Annotated in this window: 21 protein-coding genes and 4 tRNA genes; 18 read left to right on the forward strand and 7 right to left on the reverse strand. The window is 71.8% G+C overall.

Going from position 1 to position 18,707, the window contains the following annotated elements; translation table 11 throughout:
- From FREUN1FDRAFT_RS31880 to FREUN1FDRAFT_RS31915, 8 genes are all read left to right on the forward strand, one after another.
- Window positions 1-230, forward strand: a 230-nt coding sequence (locus FREUN1FDRAFT_RS31880; RefSeq protein WP_232295509.1) for a hypothetical protein, incomplete at its 5' end; no start/stop codon positions are given.
- Window positions 231-267: 37 nt separating this feature from the next.
- Complete coding sequence (locus FREUN1FDRAFT_RS31885) at window positions 268-732, forward strand: single-stranded DNA-binding protein (RefSeq protein ID WP_006544460.1); 465 nt, start codon at window positions 268-270, stop codon at window positions 730-732.
- Between the two features lie 188 nt (window positions 733-920).
- On the forward strand, window positions 921-1,271 hold the full coding sequence (locus tag FREUN1FDRAFT_RS31890; RefSeq protein ID WP_006544461.1) for a hypothetical protein: 351 nt from the start codon (window positions 921-923) through the stop codon (window positions 1,269-1,271).
- The gene (locus FREUN1FDRAFT_RS31895) at window positions 1,268-1,567 is read left to right on the forward strand and encodes a hypothetical protein (RefSeq protein WP_006544462.1); all 300 of its coding nucleotides are present in this window, start codon (window positions 1,268-1,270) and stop codon (window positions 1,565-1,567) included. The genes FREUN1FDRAFT_RS31890 and FREUN1FDRAFT_RS31895 overlap by 4 nt, the downstream gene beginning before the upstream one ends.
- 25 nt (window positions 1,568-1,592) lie before the next feature.
- Entirely contained in the window at window positions 1,593-2,117 is a 525-nt protein-coding gene (locus tag FREUN1FDRAFT_RS45460; protein ID WP_006544463.1) for a DNA cytosine methyltransferase, read from the forward strand.
- Complete coding sequence (locus tag FREUN1FDRAFT_RS45465) at window positions 2,095-2,592, forward strand: hypothetical protein (RefSeq protein ID WP_198144540.1); 498 nt, start codon at window positions 2,095-2,097, stop codon at window positions 2,590-2,592. The genes FREUN1FDRAFT_RS45460 and FREUN1FDRAFT_RS45465 overlap by 23 nt, the downstream gene beginning before the upstream one ends.
- Window positions 2,589-2,774 (forward strand): hypothetical protein, encoded by a 186-nt coding sequence (locus FREUN1FDRAFT_RS31910; protein ID WP_006544465.1) that lies wholly within the window; start codon window positions 2,589-2,591, stop codon window positions 2,772-2,774. The genes FREUN1FDRAFT_RS45465 and FREUN1FDRAFT_RS31910 overlap by 4 nt, the downstream gene beginning before the upstream one ends.
- Window positions 2,775-2,845: 71 nt before the next feature.
- Window positions 2,846-3,823, forward strand: coding sequence for a bifunctional DNA primase/polymerase (locus FREUN1FDRAFT_RS31915; RefSeq protein WP_232295510.1), 978 nt, complete (start codon window positions 2,846-2,848; stop codon window positions 3,821-3,823).
- A gap of 20 nt (window positions 3,824-3,843) precedes the next feature.
- Here the strand turns inward: FREUN1FDRAFT_RS31915 and FREUN1FDRAFT_RS31920 are convergent, their stop codons facing one another.
- Entirely contained in the window at window positions 3,844-4,038 is a 195-nt protein-coding gene (locus tag FREUN1FDRAFT_RS31920; RefSeq protein ID WP_035955404.1) for a hypothetical protein, read from the reverse strand.
- A 98-nt stretch (window positions 4,039-4,136) separates the two neighbouring features.
- Here FREUN1FDRAFT_RS31920 and FREUN1FDRAFT_RS31925 point away from each other — a divergent pair, with 98 nt between their 5' ends.
- The 3 genes from FREUN1FDRAFT_RS31925 to FREUN1FDRAFT_RS31935 all read left to right on the forward strand — a co-directional run bounded on the left by FREUN1FDRAFT_RS31925 (window position 4,137) and on the right by FREUN1FDRAFT_RS31935 (window position 7,046).
- Window positions 4,137-5,351, forward strand: a complete 1,215-nt coding sequence (locus FREUN1FDRAFT_RS31925) for a DUF3631 domain-containing protein (protein WP_006544468.1) — start codon at window positions 4,137-4,139, stop codon at window positions 5,349-5,351.
- A gap of 202 nt (window positions 5,352-5,553) precedes the next feature.
- Window positions 5,554-5,820, forward strand: a complete 267-nt coding sequence (locus FREUN1FDRAFT_RS47010) for a helix-turn-helix domain-containing protein (protein ID WP_232295511.1) — start codon at window positions 5,554-5,556, stop codon at window positions 5,818-5,820.
- The gene (locus FREUN1FDRAFT_RS31935) at window positions 5,817-7,046 is read left to right on the forward strand and encodes a tyrosine-type recombinase/integrase (protein ID WP_006544470.1); all 1,230 of its coding nucleotides are present in this window, start codon (window positions 5,817-5,819) and stop codon (window positions 7,044-7,046) included. The genes FREUN1FDRAFT_RS47010 and FREUN1FDRAFT_RS31935 overlap by 4 nt, the downstream gene beginning before the upstream one ends.
- Window positions 7,047-7,153: 107 nt before the next feature.
- Here FREUN1FDRAFT_RS31935 and FREUN1FDRAFT_RS31940 read toward each other — a convergent pair.
- The 3 genes from FREUN1FDRAFT_RS31940 to FREUN1FDRAFT_RS31950 all read right to left on the reverse strand — a co-directional run bounded on the left by FREUN1FDRAFT_RS31940 (window position 7,154) and on the right by FREUN1FDRAFT_RS31950 (window position 7,430).
- Window positions 7,154-7,228, reverse strand: a tRNA-Val gene (locus tag FREUN1FDRAFT_RS31940).
- 14 nt (window positions 7,229-7,242) lie between these two features.
- Window positions 7,243-7,314: transfer RNA gene (locus FREUN1FDRAFT_RS31945), tRNA-Cys, on the reverse strand.
- Between the two features lie 44 nt (window positions 7,315-7,358).
- Window positions 7,359-7,430, reverse strand: a tRNA-Gly gene (locus FREUN1FDRAFT_RS31950).
- Between the two features lie 494 nt (window positions 7,431-7,924).
- Between FREUN1FDRAFT_RS31950 and FREUN1FDRAFT_RS31955 the strand changes: the two genes are divergently transcribed.
- Complete coding sequence (locus tag FREUN1FDRAFT_RS31955; protein WP_006544471.1) at window positions 7,925-9,082, forward strand: chorismate-binding protein; 1,158 nt, start codon at window positions 7,925-7,927, stop codon at window positions 9,080-9,082.
- 181 nt (window positions 9,083-9,263) lie between these two features.
- Here the strand turns inward: FREUN1FDRAFT_RS31955 and FREUN1FDRAFT_RS31960 are convergent, their stop codons facing one another.
- Window positions 9,264-9,695, reverse strand: a complete 432-nt coding sequence (locus FREUN1FDRAFT_RS31960; RefSeq protein WP_006544472.1) for an SsgA family sporulation/cell division regulator — start codon at window positions 9,693-9,695, stop codon at window positions 9,264-9,266.
- Between the two features lie 557 nt (window positions 9,696-10,252).
- Here FREUN1FDRAFT_RS31960 and FREUN1FDRAFT_RS31965 point away from each other — a divergent pair.
- Both FREUN1FDRAFT_RS31965 and FREUN1FDRAFT_RS31970 read left to right on the forward strand, forming a co-directional pair.
- Window positions 10,253-10,324, forward strand: a tRNA-Val gene (locus tag FREUN1FDRAFT_RS31965).
- Window positions 10,325-10,920: 596 nt separating this feature from the next.
- Window positions 10,921-11,487 (forward strand): HIT domain-containing protein, encoded by a 567-nt coding sequence (locus FREUN1FDRAFT_RS31970; RefSeq protein ID WP_006544473.1) that lies wholly within the window; start codon window positions 10,921-10,923, stop codon window positions 11,485-11,487.
- A 40-nt stretch (window positions 11,488-11,527) separates the two neighbouring features.
- Here FREUN1FDRAFT_RS31970 and FREUN1FDRAFT_RS31975 read toward each other — a convergent pair whose 3' ends face one another.
- Window positions 11,528-13,873, reverse strand: a complete 2,346-nt coding sequence (locus FREUN1FDRAFT_RS31975; RefSeq protein WP_006544474.1) for an elongation factor G-like protein EF-G2 — start codon at window positions 13,871-13,873, stop codon at window positions 11,528-11,530.
- 278 nt (window positions 13,874-14,151) lie between these two features.
- On the opposite strand from FREUN1FDRAFT_RS31975, the gene pgsA reads away from it, so the two are divergent.
- From pgsA to FREUN1FDRAFT_RS31995, 4 genes are all read left to right on the forward strand, one after another.
- Entirely contained in the window at window positions 14,152-14,973 is an 822-nt protein-coding gene (gene pgsA / locus FREUN1FDRAFT_RS31980; RefSeq protein ID WP_006544475.1) for a phosphatidylinositol phosphate synthase, read from the forward strand.
- A gap of 66 nt (window positions 14,974-15,039) precedes the next feature.
- On the forward strand, window positions 15,040-15,903 hold the full coding sequence (locus FREUN1FDRAFT_RS31985; protein ID WP_006544476.1) for a phosphatidylinositol mannoside acyltransferase: 864 nt from the start codon (window positions 15,040-15,042) through the stop codon (window positions 15,901-15,903).
- A gap of 13 nt (window positions 15,904-15,916) precedes the next feature.
- The gene (locus tag FREUN1FDRAFT_RS31990; RefSeq protein ID WP_006544477.1) at window positions 15,917-17,095 is read left to right on the forward strand and encodes a glycosyltransferase family 4 protein; all 1,179 of its coding nucleotides are present in this window, start codon (window positions 15,917-15,919) and stop codon (window positions 17,093-17,095) included.
- A 177-nt stretch (window positions 17,096-17,272) separates the two neighbouring features.
- Window positions 17,273-17,926 (forward strand): hypothetical protein, encoded by a 654-nt coding sequence (locus tag FREUN1FDRAFT_RS31995; RefSeq protein ID WP_006544478.1) that lies wholly within the window; start codon window positions 17,273-17,275, stop codon window positions 17,924-17,926.
- 53 nt (window positions 17,927-17,979) lie between these two features.
- Here the strand turns inward: FREUN1FDRAFT_RS31995 and FREUN1FDRAFT_RS40345 are convergent.
- A partial coding sequence (locus FREUN1FDRAFT_RS40345; RefSeq protein WP_006544479.1) for a hypothetical protein occupies window positions 17,980-18,707 on the reverse strand: 728 nt, incomplete at its 5' end.

The following is an 18,707-nucleotide window of genomic DNA, read 5'->3' on the forward strand; positions in this document are numbered from 1 at the left end:
CCCGTCCACCCCTGACTCAACGCCTTGACCCTCGAAGGGGACGTCTCGTGAAGCACGCCCGTCTCACCCGCCGCTTCCGCCGCTGGCCGCTCATCCTGACCGTCGCGCTGGTCGCGTTCGTCGTCTACGCCGCCCGCCAGCCCACCGAGGCCGCCGCCACCGTCACCACCGTCGCCCGCGCCGGTGTCGACGTCGCCCACGGCCTGGCCGCGTTCGTCAACGCGCTCTGACCCCCGACCTACCGACCCATCCCGGAAGGACACCGTCATGGCTGGAGAGACCGTGATCACCGTGGTCGGGAACCTGACCACCGACCCCGAGCTGAGGTTCACCCCGAACGCGGTCCCGGTGGCCGGATTCACCATCGCGTCGACCCCCCGCACCCTCGACCAGCAGACCGGGAAGTGGGTCGACGGTGACCCGCTGTTCCTGCGCTGCTCGCTCTGGCGTCAGCCCGCCGAACACGTCGCCGAGTCCCTGTCCAAGGGCACCCGGGTCATCGTGACCGGCCGTCTCAAGCAGCGCTCCTACGAGACCCGTGAGGGTGAGAAGCGCACCGTCTTCGAGCTCGACGTCGACGAGATCGGTCCGTCCCTGAAGTTCGCCACCGCCCGGGTGAGCAAGGCCGCCCGCGGCACCGGCGCCGGCAACACCGCGCCTGCCGCTGGTGGTGGTGGTGATCCGTGGTCTGTCCCGCCGTCCGGTGGCGATCTGGACGCGCCGCCGTTCTAGCCCCGCTCCGTGGTGCGGCAGGTCGGCCCCCGACGTGTCCGGCCAGACCTCACGGGGTCGGCCCGCCGCCACCACTTCATCCCCGGAAGGGACCTGCTCATCATGCCCGCAGTTCGTGCCCGTAGCGCACCCCCCCGACCCCCACACCCACCCCACCCGGCGAGATCGACCCGCTCATCATCACGGCCGTGAAGGCCTTCCGCGGCCTCACCCCGGCGGAACGCGCGGCCGTCGCCGGACGCCACGGCGCCGGCACCAGTGGCACGAAGGCCGAGAAGATCTGCCGCGGCTGCCAGTTCCGGTACCGCCGCGGCGCCACGACCTGCCCGAGTGTCGTCTACCTGAACACCGGCAGCTACGTGAAGGCCGTCGCCGCGATTCCGCCGACCACCGCCAGCAGGCCGTGTCGGATCTGCCGCGTTCCGGTCACCGTCCCGGTGTTGACGTCGGCCGGTGACCGGCCGGTGTGCGACTCCTGCCAGGACCAGCCACCCCTGTTCAGCGCCGGTGAGCCCGGTCCGGCTGGCGGTGCGGCGTGACCGTGGGGGAGTGGGTCCGCGGGCAGGTCGACGCCTGGCGCACGACACCCCGCACGATCCTCGACACCGCCGGTCGGAGCGAGCCGAACCCCGCCTACGCCACCGCCGCCCACGCCGCCAGCAGCGCGCTACGCACCCTTGCCGGACATCTCGGCATCCCGCTCGACGAGGTGGGCCCGTGCGTGACCTGCCACGCCTACCACCACCGCTACGGCACCGGCGGACGCCCCCTGTGCCCGACGTGCCACACCGCCGCCACCGAGCAGGCGAACCGCCGGTATCGGCGGGCCGCATGAGCGTCGATATCGACAAGGAGCCTGCGTGCACGCGACGTCACCCGATCTGCGGGTCGGGAGCCTGTGCTCCGGGTACGGCGGACTTGATCTCGCCGTCCACCAGGTCATCGGGGGCCGGCTGGCCTGGGTCGCGGACCCCGACCCCGGCGCCGCCCGGATCCTGGCCCGCCACTGGCCAGATGTCCCCAACCACGGCGACATCACCGCCGTCGACTGGACCACGGTGGAACCGATCGACCTGCTCACCGCCGGTTTCCCCTGCCAGCCATGGTCGGACGCCGGCCGGCGCCACGGCGCGGACGACGACCGCCACCTGTGGCCCGCCGTCGCCACCGCCGTTCGCCACCTGGGACCCCGACTCGTGGTGCTGGAGAACGTGTCAGGGTTCGCTGTTCGGGGAGCACCCGCCGTACTCGGAGAGCTGGCCACGCTCGGGTACGACACGCGATGGACACGCCTACCCGCGTCCGACGTCGGTGCCGCCCACCAGCGGGAACGCTGGTTCGCTCTCGCCTGGCGTGGCGCTGGTGCCGACCCCGACCGCCCGTGACGGCGGTGGCCGTGGCGCCGGCAACCCGGACTACTTCCGCCACCGTGGGGTCGGCCCGACCCTGGTCGACGTCGCCGTGTACGAGCTGCTGCCGACGCCCCGCGCGACCGACGGCACCCACGGCGGGCCGAACAGTCGCGGAACCGCCGGTGACCCCGCCCTGCCCGCCGCCGTCCAACCCGACCGGTACGGCCGGTACGCCCCCGCGCTGGACCGGTGGGCCACCATCCTTCGCCGGCCGGCACCGGACCCGACCGAACCCGGGCGGACCGGCAGGCCTCGCCTGGCGGCACCGTTCGTGGAATGGCTCATGGGCCTACCCGCCGGGTGGGTCACCGCCACCCCCGGCCTGACCCGCAACGCCCAGCTCACCGCCCTGGGTAACGGAGTCATCCCCCAGCAGGCTGCCGCCGCCCTGACCAGCCTGCTCGCCGACCCACCCCCGGCCCTGATCGCCGCGTTGGAGCGGCCGTGACCAGCCCGCCGCCGAAGGTGGCGATCCGGCTGCACGGACATCCCGCCGACGTCGCCGAGACCCTGACCGACCTGCGCGGCCTGTTCCCTGCCGCGCTCGTCAGCAGGGCCTACCCCGACCGGGCCGGCGGACGAGTCCGGATCTACCTCACCATCCCCCGACCACGACCGGAGGTGCCATGACCGTGCCGTGCGCGGATGGGACGGCAGTGCCGTCCCATCCGTCCCACCCTCAAACCCACAGGTCAACCGGGGTGCCGCTGGGACGGCGGGACGGATCGATCCGTCCCACCGACCCTTCCCCCGCCACTCCCGTGGCCGTCGCGCTGGATGCGGCGGCCCGCGGCTGGTACGTCCTTCCGCTGCTACCCGGTGAGAAGCGGCCCGCGTCTCACCCCGCCGACCGCTGCCCCTGTACCGGCCCCTGCCGTGACGGGCATCGCACGTGGGAGCAGCGCGCGACCCTGGATGGTGCGACGATCACCGCCTACTGGTCGGCACACCCCACCCATGGGGTTGGGATCGCCACCGGTCCCAGCGGCCTGGTTGTCGTCGACCTCGACACCCCCAAACCCGGCGACCGGCCACCATCAGCCGTGTGGGCCGCTGAGGGCGTGCGTACCGGCGTGCACGCTCTGACCGTCCTGGCTCGCCGCGTCGGGGAGTCGGTCACCCCGACCTACGCGGTGCGTACCGGCCGGGGTGGCTGGCACCTCTACTACCAGGCCCCCGCCGGCGTGCGGCTGACGAACACCGGCCGCAGCATCGGCCCCTGGATCGACACCCGCGCCTGGGGTGGGCAGGTTGTTGCCGCCGGCAACACCGTCTCCGGCCGCCCTTACACCCTCACCCATGACGCCCCGCCAGCCCCCCTGCCCCCCTGGCTGTTTCAGCTCATCCAGACCGCCCCGCTCCCTCCGCAACGCCCTGTGCGGGTCGCGGTGGGGGCAGGCCGCCGGTCCGCCTACATCACCGCCGCGGTCAACAGGCAACTCGCCTACATCACCCACGCCACGGGCGGCCGCAACAACGCCGTCTACCGCTCCGCCGTCGCTCTTGGACAGCTCGTCGCCGGTGGCGCACTCACCGAAGCGGACGCCACGGACATGCTGAAACAGGCTGCGGGGGGGCATGTCGCGACCGACCCCACCTTCACCTGGGCGGAAGTTGAGGCGACCATCAGTTCCGGCCTTCGAGCAGGGGCGCGCCGCCCCCGGGCGGTGCCGGCATGAACCGCTCCGGCTACATCCGGCTACCTCTCATCGACGGTGGCAGGGGTGAAACCCGGCTCGAGCAGAGACTCGATCGCCACCCCGCCGTCGCCGTACATCAGCGTGTCCGAATCCCAACACAGCTCAACATCGGGACGGTTACGGACAAGCCATTCGTAGTTCCGCAACGCCACGCGGGTTTCGTCACCGATGACGCGCCGGATACCGTCAGTCATGCCGACCAGGCTAGCCAGAGCCCGACCCCGGTGCGGGCAAAACACCCCACCCCGCCCGAGGACTATCGGCCGCACGCCCCCGCGGAAGGCCTCACCCCGTGACCGCCGACGGCGCCACGGCGCTGGACCGGCTGCACGACGCGCTCACCCGCTACGTCATCCTCCCGACCCCCGAAGCGGTCGACGCCGTGGTGCTGTGGGTCGCGGCGAGCCACGCCCAACCCGCGTGGGCACATGCCCCCCGGCTGGTCATCCGCGCACCGGAGAAGCGATGCGGCAAGAGCCGCCTGCTCGACGTCGTGGAGGCGACGTGCCACAACCCGCTGATCACCGTCAACGCATCCACCGCGGCGGTGTACCGGTCGATCGACGAGGACCCGCCCACCCTGCTCGTGGACGAAGCAGACACGATCTTCGGCACGGCGCGGTCCGGCGACGCCAAGGAAGATCTACGCGGCCTGCTCAACGCCGGACACCAGCGCAACCGGCCCGCCATCCGGTGGGACCACACCACCCGCACCCGTGAGGTTCTCCCGACCTTCGCCATGGCCGCACTCGCCGGGATCGGCGCCATGCCCGACACCGTCGAAGACCGTGCCGTGATCGTCCGCATGCGTCGCCGCGCCGCTGGCGAGACGGTGGCGCCGTACCGGCACCGCCGCGACCGGCCCGGACTGCGCACGCTCGCCGAGGAGCTGTCCGCCTGGCTACGCCCCGCCCTCCCGGAGTTGGAGCAGGCCGAGCCGGACATGCCGGTCGACGACCGCGCCGCGGACACCTGGGAACCGTTGATCGCCGTGGCCGACCACGCCGGCGGGGCGTGGCCCGACCGGGCCCGACGGGCACTGGCCGTTCTGCTTGCCGAGACCGCCGCCGCCGATGAGGACCCCTCGATCACCGTGCGGCTCCTGTGCGACACCCGCACCGCGTTCGGCACCGACACCGCCATCACCACCACCCGCCTTCTCACCCTGCTCAACGCCGACGTCGAAGCCCCCTGGGCCGACATGGGGCCCGGAGGGCTGACCGCCCGCCGCCTGGCCGCGCTGCTGCGCGAGTACGGCATTCACAGCCGCAACATCCGACCCGACAACGGCGAGCAGGCCAAGGGCTACGAACGCGCCGCGTTCACCGACGCCTGGCGCCGCTACTGCCCACCCCCCACCGACCCGCCCGACGGGCCCGACGACCAGCCCGCCTGGCGCTGGGACGGATCGATCCGTCCCGCCGTCCCACCCACACCCCCGCCCACCAGCACCGATGACGTTGGGACGGATGGGACGGCACCCACCCACCAGCCCGCCGCCGCATGACACCGACCCCCGGCGGACCACTCCCCAGCGCCCCGCCGGGGGTCGCACCCCCAACCGAGGAGGTAGTCCAATCGTGACCCAATTTGTCGCACCGGCGACCGTCGATCGTGTGGTCTTGCAGTCCCGCCACCGCGTCATCAGGAGGCCTCTTCAGGCTTCCGACTCCGACGTCATCGCGGCACTCCGTGCGGAGCTTCACGCCGTGTTCGAGCGTCTGGACGCCTACCTCGCAGACCAGCGTCCGGCTACCCCGCCGCCACCCAGGGAACCCGCGGCTGTCGACCAGGCGGACCCGTTCGAGGGCCTGCCCGCGCTGATCTCGGTCGGGAAGGCCGCGCAGATCCTCGGGCTGTCCCGCGCGACCGCCTACCGCCTGGCGGACAACGACGAGCTACCGGTCCAGCGCATGGGCGGACGGGTCTACGTTGTCACCGCTCGACTCCGCGCCACCTTCGGCGGTGCCGCGTGAAGGGTAGCGTCTACAAGCGCACAAACGGGTGGGAGTTCCGCCACGACATCGACCCCGACCCGCTCACCGGCAAGCGCCGGACGACGTCGCGCGGGGGCTTCAAGACCAAGACGGAGGCCAGTCGCGCCATGCGCGACTCGATCACCCAGTTCGAGGAGGGCAAGCGCGTGGCGCCCTCACGGCGCACCGTGGAGGAGTTCACGGCCGAGTGGCTCGCCGCAGTGCGCCCGGCGGTGGCCAAGGGCACGTGGGCGAAGTACCGCAACTACCTCACGCTGTACGTCGTCCCGGTGATCGGCCCGACGCCCCTGCAGGATCTGACCGCCCGCCGCCTGGACCTGCTCTACGGCCACCTGCTCGACAAGGGCCGGCTGCGCCAACGCGGCGGGCAGGGGCAGGGCCTGGCGCCGGCCACGGTCGCCGTGGTCCACCAGACCCTGAGCCGCGCGCTGGGGGACGCGGTGAAGTGGGGCTATCTCCGCCGCAACCCAGCGGAGGACGCCCACCGGCCACGGGTCGGCCGGCGCGCCCCCACCGTGTGGACCCCGGAGCAGGTGAGGGCCTTCCTCGACCACATCCGCGACGACCGGCTGTACGCCATGTACCTCCTGCTCGTCACGACCGGCGTCCGGCGCGGCACGCTGGCCGGTCTGCGCCGCGCGGATGTTGACCTGGAGCTGGCGACGGTCTCACCGATCACGACGCGGGTGGTCATCGACGGCAAGGCCGACGATGGCGAGCAGAAGACCGTGAACGCCTACCGGCCGCTGTCGCTGGACCCGCTCACGCGCGACGCGCTTCGGGCATACGTCGCGGTCTGGGAGGAGAACCGCAGGACGTTCGGGCACACGACCGACCGGCTGTTCTGCTGGCCCGACGGTACGGCGATCCACCCGGACACGATCACCGATTGGTTCCAGGGGCACGCGCGCGCCGTGGGCCTGCCGGTGATCCGCCTGCACGACGTCCGGCACAGCTACGCCACCGCCGCCCTGAAGTCCGGCGTGCACCCGAAGGTCGTCAGTGAGCGCCTAGGGCACGCGAGCGTGGCGTTCACGCTGTCGTTCTACAGCCACGTGATCCCCGGCATGGACAAGGACGCCGCCGACCAGATCGCCGGGGTGATCCTCGGCACGCCGAACCCGCCTGGCCCACAGGAGGAACCGGAACCGCCCGCCGCCGACGACGAGACGGGGGAGAGCGGGCCGCAGGTGGCCGGCACGTAGGCCGTGTTCGCAGATCCGTTCGCACGGACCCCCGGAGGAGGGCTGAAAATGCGAACGGCCACCCCGCGCGGGGTGGCCGTAACCGCTGTGCCGCAGCACAAACGGAGTGGTGGGCGATACTGGGATTGAACCAGTGACCTCTACCGTGTCAAGGTAGCGCTCTCCCACTGAGCTAATCGCCCGCAATTTGGATCAGAGGCGGAGGCGGGAATCGAACCCGCGTACAGGGCTTTGCAGGCCCTTGCCTAAACCACTCGGCCACTCCGCCGCGAAAGGCCGTGATGGCTGCAATCTCTGACCACACCGCTTCCGAGCGGACGACGGGATTCGAACCCGCGACCCTCACCTTGGCAAGGTGATGCTCTACCACTGAGCCACGTCCGCATGTTCCGCTTGATCCCCCCTGGGGGACCCGGTTCGCCGATCGGATCGGCTTCCCGCTTGGCGGTGTAGGTAGCACTCTAGCGGACGATCGGGGCGGTCGTCGAATGTGAACGCCGCCGTGCCGGGATGTCGCTCGAATGTCGCCTCATCGTTGGCGGCGAGTTGGGCTGACAGTCACTTTTGGTGTCGGAGGTGACGCCGGTGCTGGCCGGGGCGGCGGACCGTGACGCTCAGGTGTCGGACGGCCACCATGGCGGCCCACCCTCGTGGCGCGGGTGCCTCACCTCCGGCTGGCCGGCGGGCGCTGGTCGGCGGGCGCTGGTCGGCGGGTAGAGGCCGGAGCGCGGCCGACTGGCCGGCCGGCAAGTGCTGAACTTCGGGTGGTGACGCCCAGGCAGGCGCGGCCGCCTCGAGCGCGGCGATACGGTCAGCGGAATGAAGTACGCGAACAGGGGCATCACGACGGGGGGACGACTTTCAGGGAGCGACGCGCAATGCGGTCACGGGCGGCTGGAGTGACCGTCCCAGGGGCGGTCCGGGGCCGGGAGTCCTATCTCCTTGCCGGAGGACTGCTCGCCACCGGCGTGGTGGACGTCTCGGACGACCTGCGCGTGCTGGACGGCGGCGGTTTCTGGGGAGTGGTCGTCGACTTCGAGGGCGGCTGCCGTTGCGTCCGCTTTCGCGAGGTGCGCCCGGCCCCGGCGGCCGCGGTGACGGCCGCCGCGCCCTGGCAGGGGCCGGCACGTGACTCGTGGGTCACGAGCATGGACGCCGCCGCCTATGTCGCGGGGGTCGGTGCGATCCGCGCGGAGATCGCCGCCGGCGAGGTCTACCAGGTGAACCTGTGCCGGCTTCTGTCGGCACCGATCGCCCCGGGCCCGGCGGGATCGGATCTCGCCGCCCTCGCGGCCGTTCTGGCCGCGGGCAACCCCGCGCCCTACTCGGTGGTGCTCGATGCGCCCGAGGCGGATCTGCGCATCGTCGGTGCCTCTCCCGAGCTGTTCCTCTCCCGAGACGGTGACGTGGTCCGTTCCGGCCCGATCAAGGGCACCGGTCGGACCGCCGCCGACCTTCGGGACAAGGACGTCGCCGAGAACGTCATGATCGTCGATCTGGTCCGGAACGATCTGGGGCGGGTGGCGCGACCGGGAAGCGTCACGGTGCCGGCGCTGTGCAGGCTCGAGCAGCACCCGGGCCTCGTTCATCTCGTCTCGACCGTGCAGGCGACACTTGCTCCCCAGGTCGGCTGGGCCGAGCTGCTCGCCGCGACCTGTCCGCCGGGATCCGTCTCCGGGGCGCCGAAGTCGAGCGCGTTGCGGATCATCAACCGGCTGGAACCGGTCGCGCGCGGCCACTACTGCGGCGGCATCGGGTGGGTCGACGCCGACACCCGGCGTGGCTGGCTGTCGGTGGCCATCCGGACCTTCTGGCTCGCCGACGAGCGGATCTGGTTCGGTACCGGCGCCGGAATCACCTGGGGTAGTGACGCGGAAGCGGAGTGGCGTGAGACGGAGCTCAAGGCCGCCAACCTGCTGTCGTTGGCCTCCGCCGCGGCCCCGACCGCCACGAGCTGGAGCGGTCGGGTCGGACCGGCGGCCGTCTCCCGCGGATCCGGGTACGGCACGTCGGGGCGTGTCTCGGCGACAGGCTGAGGATCTCCGCGCCAGGGGATCTCCTTTTCGGGCGGGAGATCCCCCACGGACCTACAGACATAGCGAAGCGCCTGGTGGGGGAGTCCCCACCAGGCGCTCATGTCGACGGGAGCTGTCTTGTGTGCCGGATGTGCCCGCACCGGCCTGCCCGGGGTCGGACACGACGCCGACCCCGGTTGCGTCACCGTTCGGGGCCGCCCCAGATCAGGAGGGCGAGCTCGGCGTCCAGATCGATGACATCGCTCTCTCCGCCGAGCGGCACGGCCGCGTACGTTCGGCGGAGGAACGCCAGCACCTCGGCACGTGGCATCTCGAAGAGCGCGTGACCGGACGGACTCGACAACGACAGGCACACGATCCGCCCACCCGACTGGGCGGCGGGCCAGACCTGTACGTCGCCATCGCCGGCTGGCCGGCGGACGCCGTCACTGAGGAGCTGCCGAGCGAAGGTCCATTCCACGACCTCATCGGCCCCGGTGCGGAAGCCGATGCTGACCGCGTACGGGTCGGCCGGCTCGTATCGGACCGTGGCGGCGACCGGAACCGGAGCGCCACCGGGAACGACGAGCCGAAGGGCGAGTTCTGCGGTGATCGAATCGTGACGAATAGTCATCGGGCGGCCTCTCATGGTGCGTGGTGCGGGCGAGCACCCGTGTAACGAGATAGTTCCCTCTCTGAGTCCCGTTTGAAACAAGGTTATGCCAGGACAACATCCGTTACGGCGATTCGGGCGAGTTGCCCTGCCCGGGAAGACCGACCGAAGTCCCCTGAGAAGACCCGGTCGGTCGCGGTGGTGATCGCCGAGCCGAAGGTGCCGCTCGATGATCGTGTTCCGCGTTGGACTGAGGGTTCCCCCGAGCACAATGGCCGTTCCGCCGAGGCCGTGCCACTCATAGCCTTCCCTGTCCGGACCCGTCTCAACCACGGCGAGTCCCGGCCAACCCGGCGTGTCCCGAGGATCGGCCGGAGGGCAGACATGCCCGCATCCGTCCGTTGGCCACCCCCTGTCCGTCCCTCGGTCGTGTCCGTGTAAGCTGAGCCCAGGCTCGGTGAGGGCGCAACACGTCCAGCCGGAGCTGCTGGTCTGAGAGGCTTTGGGGTAGTTTGGAAGCGGCGCCGGCCGGTCCGGTGCACCGCTTTCGTTCTGTCGGGTAGCTTGTTGGATCGCGCGGGCGTATAGCTCAGGGGTAGAGCGCTGCCTTCACACGGCAGAGGTCCGTGGTTCGAAACCACGTACGCCCACACACCGCGCGGTGTCTCCGCGTCATCGCTGCGCCGCCTGATGGCGGCAGCGCACTCCGCTCCTTACGGTCAGGCCACCCCCCATCTGCGCTGTTGGGCTGTGACCTGCGTCCCTCCAGGGAGTCAAGCGGTACCCCTCAGGGGTACCGAGACGTCCGATTCGATGATCCCGCAGTCGTCTCGAGGTCTCCGTGACGAAGGTCGTCGGGCCGGTTCAACGCCCAGAAAATCAGATGCCTCGTGCTGCGCGGTGGTGGCACTTTGGTGGTGGTGCGGACTTTCGGCGCAGCGGTACGGACCTTCGGCCGGTCCTGGGACCGACGGCCGGATCTGTCCCGGACGTGCCTTCGGGGGAGGCCGCCCGGCTGGCTATCGGGCCCGGCCAGGTGCGGAGACGGCCTGCGGAGCGCCACTCGGTGGCGGCTCGTGGATGGGTACCGTGGTCCCCGGACGGAAGCAGCGGAGGGATCCATGGCCGGTCGTCGGTGGGGCTGGTCCCGGGGCGTGCGGGAGGCGGCAAGCGTGGTCAGGTTGGCTCACGTCCGAGCGGCGGGCCGGCGACGGCTCGAGGTCGCGCGCCCGGCAGGCCACTCCCGATGACCGCGGCCACCGCTCCGGGCGGCGCACCACTGGACGAGCAGGCGGGTGTCGGTCATCCGGACGCCTTTCAGCGCCTCTACACACCGCATCGCATGGCGTACATAAAAGGGGAGGGTCGGTCGCCCGGCGACCAGTGCCCGTTCTGCGCCATCGTCGCGATGACGGATGAGGAAGGGCTGGTCGTCGCCCGCGGAAAAACGGTCTACGCCGTCCTCAACCTCTACCCCTACAATGCGGGCCATCTGATGGTGGTTCCCTATCGTCACGTCGCGGACTACGCGGAGATGAGTTACGACGAGACGGTGGAGATGTCACTCTTCGTGCAGCACGCGCTGCGCGCATTGCGGGTGGCCAGCGGCGCACACGGCTTCAACACCGGAATGAACCTCGGCACGGTGGCCGGTGCGGGTATCGCCGCGCATGTGCACCAGCACGTGGTGCCGCGGTGGGGCGGCGACACGAACTTCATGCCCGTGGTCGGGGCGACCCGGGTCCTGCCGGCGCTCCTCGGCCAGACCCGGGAACTGCTCGCCGCGGCCTGGAGCCGCACAGAGCAGGTGTGAGGCCCGCGCGCGGGCCTCACATGCGCCACCGCGCCCAGGCTCAGGCCGGCTCGGTCACCTTCGCCACGAGTTGCTCCGGAAGCCGCTCGTAGCCATGGGGTCGGCGGGTGAACGCACCGGTCCCATGACTGACGGAGCGCAGGTCGATCGCGTAGCGGGTCATTTCCAGCGCCGGCACCTCGGCGTGAATCGTGGTATGCCCTGAACCGCGTTCGGGTCCTTCTGCGCCGGCACCCGCACCTTCCCGGGACGTCACACCCACCACTCGGCCGCGGCGGGTCGCGATGTCGTTCATCACCGCACCGACGTGTTCGTCGGGAACGTCGACGTCGATTTCCAGCACGGGTTCGAGCAGCACCACGCCGGCGGCGTTGGCGGCCTCGCGCACCGCCAGCCCGCCGGCCGCCTGGAACGCCATGTCCGATGAGTCGACACTGTGTGCTTTTCCGTCGACGAGCCGCACTCGCAGATCAACGGCGGGGAATCCGGCGACCAGCCCGCGTTCCAGCTGGGCGCGCACACCTTTCTCGACCGACGGCACGAACTGGCGGGGTACGGCGCCGCCGACGACCTCGTCGACGAACTCGATGCCGCTCCCGGCGGGCAGCGGTTCCACGACGATCCGGCAGATCGCGTACTGGCCGTGTCCGCCGGACTGCTTGACCAGCCGGCCGACGCCCTCGGCGCTGGCACGGACGGTCTCACGCAGCGGCAGGCGCAGCGGCACCTTCTCCAACGTGACACCGAAGCGGTCGTGCAGGTGTCCCAGCACCAGGTCACCGTGGGCCTCACCCATGCACCACAGGACGAGCTGGCCCGTGTCGGGGTCATGGCGCACGGTCAGCGTGGGGTCTTCGGCGCCCAGCCGTCCGAGCGCGGCGGAGAGCTTGCTCTCGTCGGATCGAGCCTGTGCCTGCACAGCCATGGGTAGCAGCGGCTCGGGCATGGTCCACGCCGGGAGGTACCGCGGGTCCGCCGGGTCGGAGAGAGTGTCCCCGGTCTCCGCGGTGGCCAGCCGGGTGATCACGCAGAGGCCACCCGCGGCGCACTCGTCGACCGAGTGCAGGGACAGCCCGATCGGTTGGGAGAGGGCGCCGATCCGCTCGCGGTCCTCGTGGTCGGGGTGGCCAGCGGCGGCCCGTCCGTGCCCGGACACATGCACCGACGCGTCGGGGCGCAGCGTGCCGGAGAACACCCGGACCATGGACATCCGGCCGATGTACGGGTCGGTGGTGGTACGCACGACCTCGGCGACGAGTGGCCCGGACGGGTCAGCATGTGCGGGTGGGCAGGGGGATCCGTCCGGGCGGGTGAGCCTGGGCAGCGGGTGCTCGCTCGGGGCGGGGAACGCATACGTGAACAGGTCGAGGAGCTCCACCGTCCCCAGACCGGGCTGGAAGTCGTGCGCCCCCCGCTCGGGACCTGCTGGGATCATGAGCGGCAGCACCGGGTAGAAGGAGCCGCGGGCCACCGCGGTCTCCAGATCGTCCAGCAGGATCTTCGGATCGAGTTCGGCGCCGTCGACATACCGGTCGAGCAACGCCTCGTCCTCGCTCTCGGCGATGACCCCCTCGAGCAGCGCGCCCCGTGCGTCGGCCGCGGCTCCGGTGAGCTCGACCGGGTGTTCGTGCTCGTGGCGGCCGTCAGCCGTGTAGTCGATCAGCCGTCCGGTCACCAGGCCGATCAGCCGGCGGGGCGGTGTTCGCCGCGCCACCCCGGCGCGGCCGGCGCCGTCGGCCCCAGCGGTGGCCGCGGTCGCCGTGTAGTCCGGGTCCGGGATGTTGGTTCCCTCCAGCAGGTAGACGGGGAGGACCCCGGCCCCGAACGCCTCCTGGCAGGCCATCACCATGGCATCGAAGTCCGCCCGGGGATGGTCCAGACGGGTGATGGCGATGGCGCGGGGCATACCCACGGCCGCGCATTCGTCCCAGAGCATTCTGGTGGAGCCGTCGATCCCCTCGATCGCGTTGATCACGAACAGTGCCGCGTCCGCGGCCCGCAGCCCCGCCCGAAGCTCGCCGACGAAGTCCGGGTAGCCCGGGGTGTCCAGCAGGTTCACGGTCACGCCGCGATGCCGCAGCGAGCCGAGCACCAGCGAGACGCTGCGTTGGGCGGTTTCCCCGCCGGAGGCCGTGCCCGCGCCGCCTCCGGCGGCACCCACCCCGGGCCAGGCTCCGTTCGCTCCAGAGGCTCCGTTCGCTCCAGGCGCCCGGTGGGATCCAGGCGAGGACGGACGGCCCTCGCCGGCCGGGGTGTCCGCCGTGACATCGACGTGGCTGCCAAGGTTCGCCGCCACCTGGAACAGGTGCTGCCGCAGGGTCGTCTTGCCCGCGCCGGTGTGGCCGACGAGAACGACGTTCCGCACGTCGTGTGCCGCTGTTGTCATACCGCCTCCCATCGGGGCTCGGCGGGCCAAGTGCACACCGGCACCGTTCGGGGCCGGTGTGGTCCGCCTCGCGGCCAGCGCCGGGAGGGTCCGACGGTCACTGCCGGTGCCCCGGGCCGAGGTGGCCGGCCCTGGCGCTGGCGCGTACCCCGAAGAGTCCCCCGATGTGACGGGGACAACAAATCCAAGCCGGATCGTGATGAGAAATGAGCGGATCGTGACGGCGGTACTGTGAGACCGCCCAACCCGGGCGGTACACGACAGACGACGGGACGGACATGCTCGCTAGCAATGCGCGACCCCAGATCCAGAAGGTGCTCGATCCGTTGAGCCAGTGGGCCGCGCGGTCGTCGGTGTCGCCCGACCTGGTCACGGTCATCGGAACGATCGGCGTCGCTGGCGGCGCGCTGGGGTTCTTCACTCTCGGGCACTTCTTCGTCGGCACCCTCGTCATCACCCTGTTCGTCTTCTCCGACCTGGTCGACGGTGTGATCGCCCGCGCTCGCGGGATCTCCTCGAAGTGGGGCGCCTTCCTGGACTCGACCTCGGACCGCGTGGGCGACGGCGCGATCTTCGGCTCGCTGGTGATCTGGTACGCGGGCGACGGCGACTCGCTGCCGCTCGCCGGCGCGGCGCTGCTGTGCCTGGTCGCCGGCTCGGTGACCTCCTATGTGAAGGCCCGGGCCGAGAGCCTCGGCTTCACCTGCAACGTCGGCTTCGCCGAACGAGGCGAGCGGCTGCTGATCCTGCTCGTCGCCGCGGGCCTGTACGGCCTCGGCGTGCCGTACCTGCTGCCGGCCGCGCTGTGGTTCCTGGTGGGCGCGACCGTGCTCACGGTGGCCCAGCGTGTGGTCCACGTGTATCGGCAGTTCGTCCGCTCCGGCCGGCCGACCCTCGTGCCGCCGGCCGGCGATTCGAACGCCGCCGCGGAGACCGCGGAGGCCGACCAGCCCGGGGCGGGTCCTTCGGTGGCCTCTTCGGTGGTGAGCCAGGCCGGTGCGCCTGACCTGGCGGGCGGGGCCGGTGTGGCTGGTTCCGGCAACGCGCCGCGGGGCGTGCCGCCGGTGCCACCGGTGCCGCAGGTCGCGCCGGGCCGCTGAGGTGGGAGCGGGCTCGGAGGCGGGCATGGGAGCGGGCCTGGAACCAGTCACGGGAGCGGGCTGCCGATGACGCTCGCTGGCCGGGTGACGCTGCTCGCCTACGTGCTGGGGTGGCGGCTGGTCCGGTTGCTGCCCGAGGCGCTGGCGGCCTGGCTGTTCCGGCGGGCCGCGGACCTCGCGTGGCGCCGCGGCGGGCGGGGGACCACCCGGCTGCGGGCCAACCTGGCCCGGGTCGTTCCCGCCGGCACCGATCTGGACGCGTTGACGCGCTCGGCGCTGCGCTCCTACGCCCGGTACTGGATGGAGGTCTTCCGCCTCCAGGACATGTCGACGGCCTCGATCGTCGGCCGGATGCGGGTGCTGGACGAGGCGAGGCTGCGCCGCGCCCACGCGACCGGCCGGGGCATGATCCTGGCTTTGCCGCACATGGGGAACTGGGAGCAGGCCGGCGCCTGGCTGGTCGCGACGGGGGTCCCGTTCACCACCGTCGCCGAGCGACTGCGTCCGGAGCCGCTCTTCGACCGTTTCGTCCGTTTCCGTGCCGCGCTCGGCATGGAGGTCGTCCCGCTGACCGGCGGTGAGCAGCCGCCCGCGGAACTGCTCACCGAGCGGCTGCGCGCCGGTGGGGCCCTCTGCCTGCTGGCCGACCGTGATCTCTCCGAGGCCGGCGTGGAGGTCACCTTCTTCGGGGCCCCCGCGACGATGCCGCCCGGCCCGGCCGCCCTCGCGCTGCGCACGGGCGCGACCCTGCTGCCGGTGACACTCTGGTTCGATGACGACGGTTGGAGCGCGCGGATCCATCCCGAGGTCGAGCACACCGATGTCCAGACCATGACCCAGGTGCTGGCGGACGAGTTCGCCGCGGGGATCGCCGCCCACCCGGCCGACTGGCACATGCTCCAGCGGATCTGGCGCGAACCCGTGCGGTGAGGAAGGGTCGGCTGTGAAGATCGGACTCGCCTGTCCGTACACGTGGGATGTCCCCGGCGGGGTCCAGGCGCACGTGCGTGACCTGGCCGAGTCGCTGCTGGAGGCCGGCCACGAGGTCTCGGTGATCACACCGGTGGACGACGAGTCCGCCCTGCCGCCCTACGCCGTCGACGCCGGGCGCGCGGTGCCGGTGCCCTACAACGGCTCGGTCGCGCGCCTGCTCATGGGACCGGTGTCGGCCGCTCGGGTGCGCCGGTGGCTACGCGAGCACGACTTCGACGTGCTGCACGCGCACGAGCCGACGGCGCCCAGCATCAGCCTGCTGGCCTGCATGCTCGCGGACGGCCCCCTGGTCGCGACGTTCCATACGTCGAACCCCAGGTCCCGCATGCTGACCGCCGCCCAGGTCGCGCTGCAGCCGTCGTTCGAGAAGCTGCGGGCCCGGATCGCGGTGTCCGAGGCGGCGCGTCGCACGCTGGTGGAGCATCTGGGCACCGGCGCCATCCTCATCCCCAACGGCGTCGCGGTACGCGCCTTCGAGGGTGCCCGACCGCTGCCCGGGTACGGCGGGTCTGGCGACGGCAACGGTGACAGCGCGACGGGTGCGGGTGCCGGTGCGCCGACCGTGGTCTTCCTCGGGCGTATCGACGAGCCCCGCAAGGGTCTCGACGTGCTGATGGCGGCCTTCCCGATGCTGGTCGAGCGGGTCCCGGACGCCCGGCTGCTGGTGGCGGGCCCGGGGGACACGGCCGCCGTCCGTGCGCGGATCGACCGGTCGCTGGTGGATCGGGTCGACCTGATCGGCCTGGTGCCCGAGGCCGACAAGCCCGCGGTCTTCGCCTCCGGGAGCGTGTACTGCGCGCCCAACACGGGGCAGGAGAGCTTCGGGATCGTGCTGCTGGAGGCGATGGCGGCCGGAACACCGGTCATGGCCAGCGATATCGACGCCTTCCGGCGAGTGCTGGACGACGGGCGCGCCGGGCGGCTGTTCGGCGTGGGTGAGCCGGCGGAGCTGGCGGCGGGGCTCGCCGATCTGCTCCGCGATCCCGCGGAACGAGCGCGGCTGGTCGAACGCGGTCGTTCGGTGGTCATGAGCTACGACTGGCGGGTTGTGACGCAACGCATCGTGAGTGTCTACGAGATGGTCTCCGGGGACCGGCCGGTGTCGGTCGCGGCGACGGACGAGAGCTGACCGCAACGCTCACGGTCGCCGCCCGGTGTCGCATCGTGGCTCGTCGAATGCAGGGGGACTCAACTGCTGGCGCCTCCGGCCAGGCCGGATGCGGAACGGAGATGATCCGTCGCCGTGTCCGTCGTGTGGTCGATCCCGGGGGGAGTTCATCCATTGGAGCTGACTACGCTGCGCTAGATGACAGTTGTCGTGGCCGTGGTTGTGCTTGTTGTCATGACCGCGACCTATCTGACCTGGCTCGCGAGCCGGCTCGACCGCCTGGCGAGCCGGGTTGACGCGGCCCGGTCCGGCCTGGTCGTGCAGCTTCTCGCGCGGGCCGAGGCGGCGCAGACCCTCGCGCGGCGGTACGAGCTGTCCGAACTCGCCACCGCCGCCGAGAGTGCCCGAGCCGGCCACACCGCTCTGCTCGCCGACGCCGCTCGGCCCTCGGTAGCGGCTCGGTCCTCAGACGCGGCTCGGTCCTCAGACGCGGCGCCGCAGCCCGCAGATGCGGCTCCGTCCGCCGGTGCTGGCCTGGATTCGGCTGCCGAGGATGCCGAGAACGCGCTGAGCCGCGCGCTGCGCTCCTCCGCCGTAGTGGCGGTGGGGCGGGAGACGCCTGAGGCCGTCGCGGCCCTCGACGCGGCGGCGGCCAGGGTGGCGCTGGCCCGCCAGTTCCACAACGACGCGGTGGGGGACGTCCGATCGCTCGCCGGGCGGCGCATCGTGCGGGTGCTGCACCTGGCGGGGCGGCGGCCGTTGCCGGCCTACTTCGAGATCGACGACGCGCTGCCCGTGCGCGGGGACGGCCCGCCCCACCCGGAGGGCGAAGCCGCGGTCTTCGGCACCTGACCGGCCGCGCCCGCGCGGCCGTGCCCGCATCTGCCACCGCGCCCCGGGCGGTGTCAGGCGTCCCGGGTGTCCGTCCCGCCGCCGACGGTGCCACCCCGGCCGCGACCGGGCTGATCCTGATGGTCGGAGCCCGAATCCGCCCCCGGAGCAGGGGCCAGGCACAGGACGAAGTCCGAGCCGCCGCCGGTCTCGGTGTACGTCGCCGTGGAGCGCGCCATCAGCTCGCACAGCGCATCCGAGTCGCCGGACAGGCGGCTCAGGACGAGGAACTGGGCGTCTGGTGAGTCACAGCCGACGACCGCGACGCCGTCACCGTCCCGGCGGACGCAGTCTCCCGTGCTGACGCGGGTGGCACCCGGCTGGCTTCCGACGATCGCCCCGACCACCAGGACCAGGGCCGCGAGCGGGACCAGCACCCCGAGTGCGGCCGGCCGCCGGGTCAACGGCGGCTCCGGCCGCGGCCGCGGGCCGTAGGCGGGGCCCGGGGGAGGAAGTTTCCTGATCTTCAGGTTCGCGGCGAGGTTCAACACCAGGACCACCGGCGTGATCAGCAGGGACGCGATTCCCCACCAGCCCTGCCACAGGGTCCGCGCGCTCATCGCGCGCAGCCTGGAGGTCCCGCAGTCCCGGCAGAAGGGGCCGGGTTCGGATCGGAACCGCATCAGGACGAAGAATCCCTGGTGCTCGCGGATCGTCGTCTGCGCGGCCGGCGCGGCGCCGCAGACGCGGCAGCGCGGCCCGGGTGCTCCGGCGCCGGGCCAGCCGGCGTTCGGGTAGGCGC

The sequence above is a fragment of the Parafrankia sp. EUN1f genome, assembly GCF_000177675.1.
Lineage (GTDB): Bacteria > Actinomycetota > Actinomycetes > Frankiales > Frankiaceae > Parafrankia.

Excerpts from the sequence above, each read along its gene's own strand:
- FREUN1FDRAFT_RS31885 (WP_006544460.1), top strand. The coding sequence starts at position 268 with ATGGCTGGAGAGACCGTGATCACCGTGGTCGGGAACCTGACCACCGAC.
- FREUN1FDRAFT_RS31920 (WP_035955404.1), bottom strand. The coding sequence starts at position 4,038 with ATGACTGACGGTATCCGGCGCGTCATCGGTGACGAAACCCGCGTGGCG.
- FREUN1FDRAFT_RS31955 (WP_006544471.1), top strand. The coding sequence starts at position 7,925 with ATGCGGTCACGGGCGGCTGGAGTGACCGTCCCAGGGGCGGTCCGGGGC.
- FREUN1FDRAFT_RS31960 (WP_006544472.1), bottom strand. The coding sequence starts at position 9,695 with ATGACTATTCGTCACGATTCGATCACCGCAGAACTCGCCCTTCGGCTC.
- FREUN1FDRAFT_RS31970 (WP_006544473.1), top strand. The coding sequence starts at position 10,921 with ATGACCGCGGCCACCGCTCCGGGCGGCGCACCACTGGACGAGCAGGCG.
- FREUN1FDRAFT_RS31975 (WP_006544474.1), bottom strand. The coding sequence starts at position 13,873 with ATGACAACAGCGGCACACGACGTGCGGAACGTCGTTCTCGTCGGCCAC.
- pgsA (WP_006544475.1), top strand. The coding sequence starts at position 14,152 with ATGCTCGCTAGCAATGCGCGACCCCAGATCCAGAAGGTGCTCGATCCG.
- FREUN1FDRAFT_RS31985 (WP_006544476.1), top strand. The coding sequence starts at position 15,040 with ATGACGCTCGCTGGCCGGGTGACGCTGCTCGCCTACGTGCTGGGGTGG.
- FREUN1FDRAFT_RS31995 (WP_006544478.1), top strand. The coding sequence starts at position 17,273 with ATGACAGTTGTCGTGGCCGTGGTTGTGCTTGTTGTCATGACCGCGACC.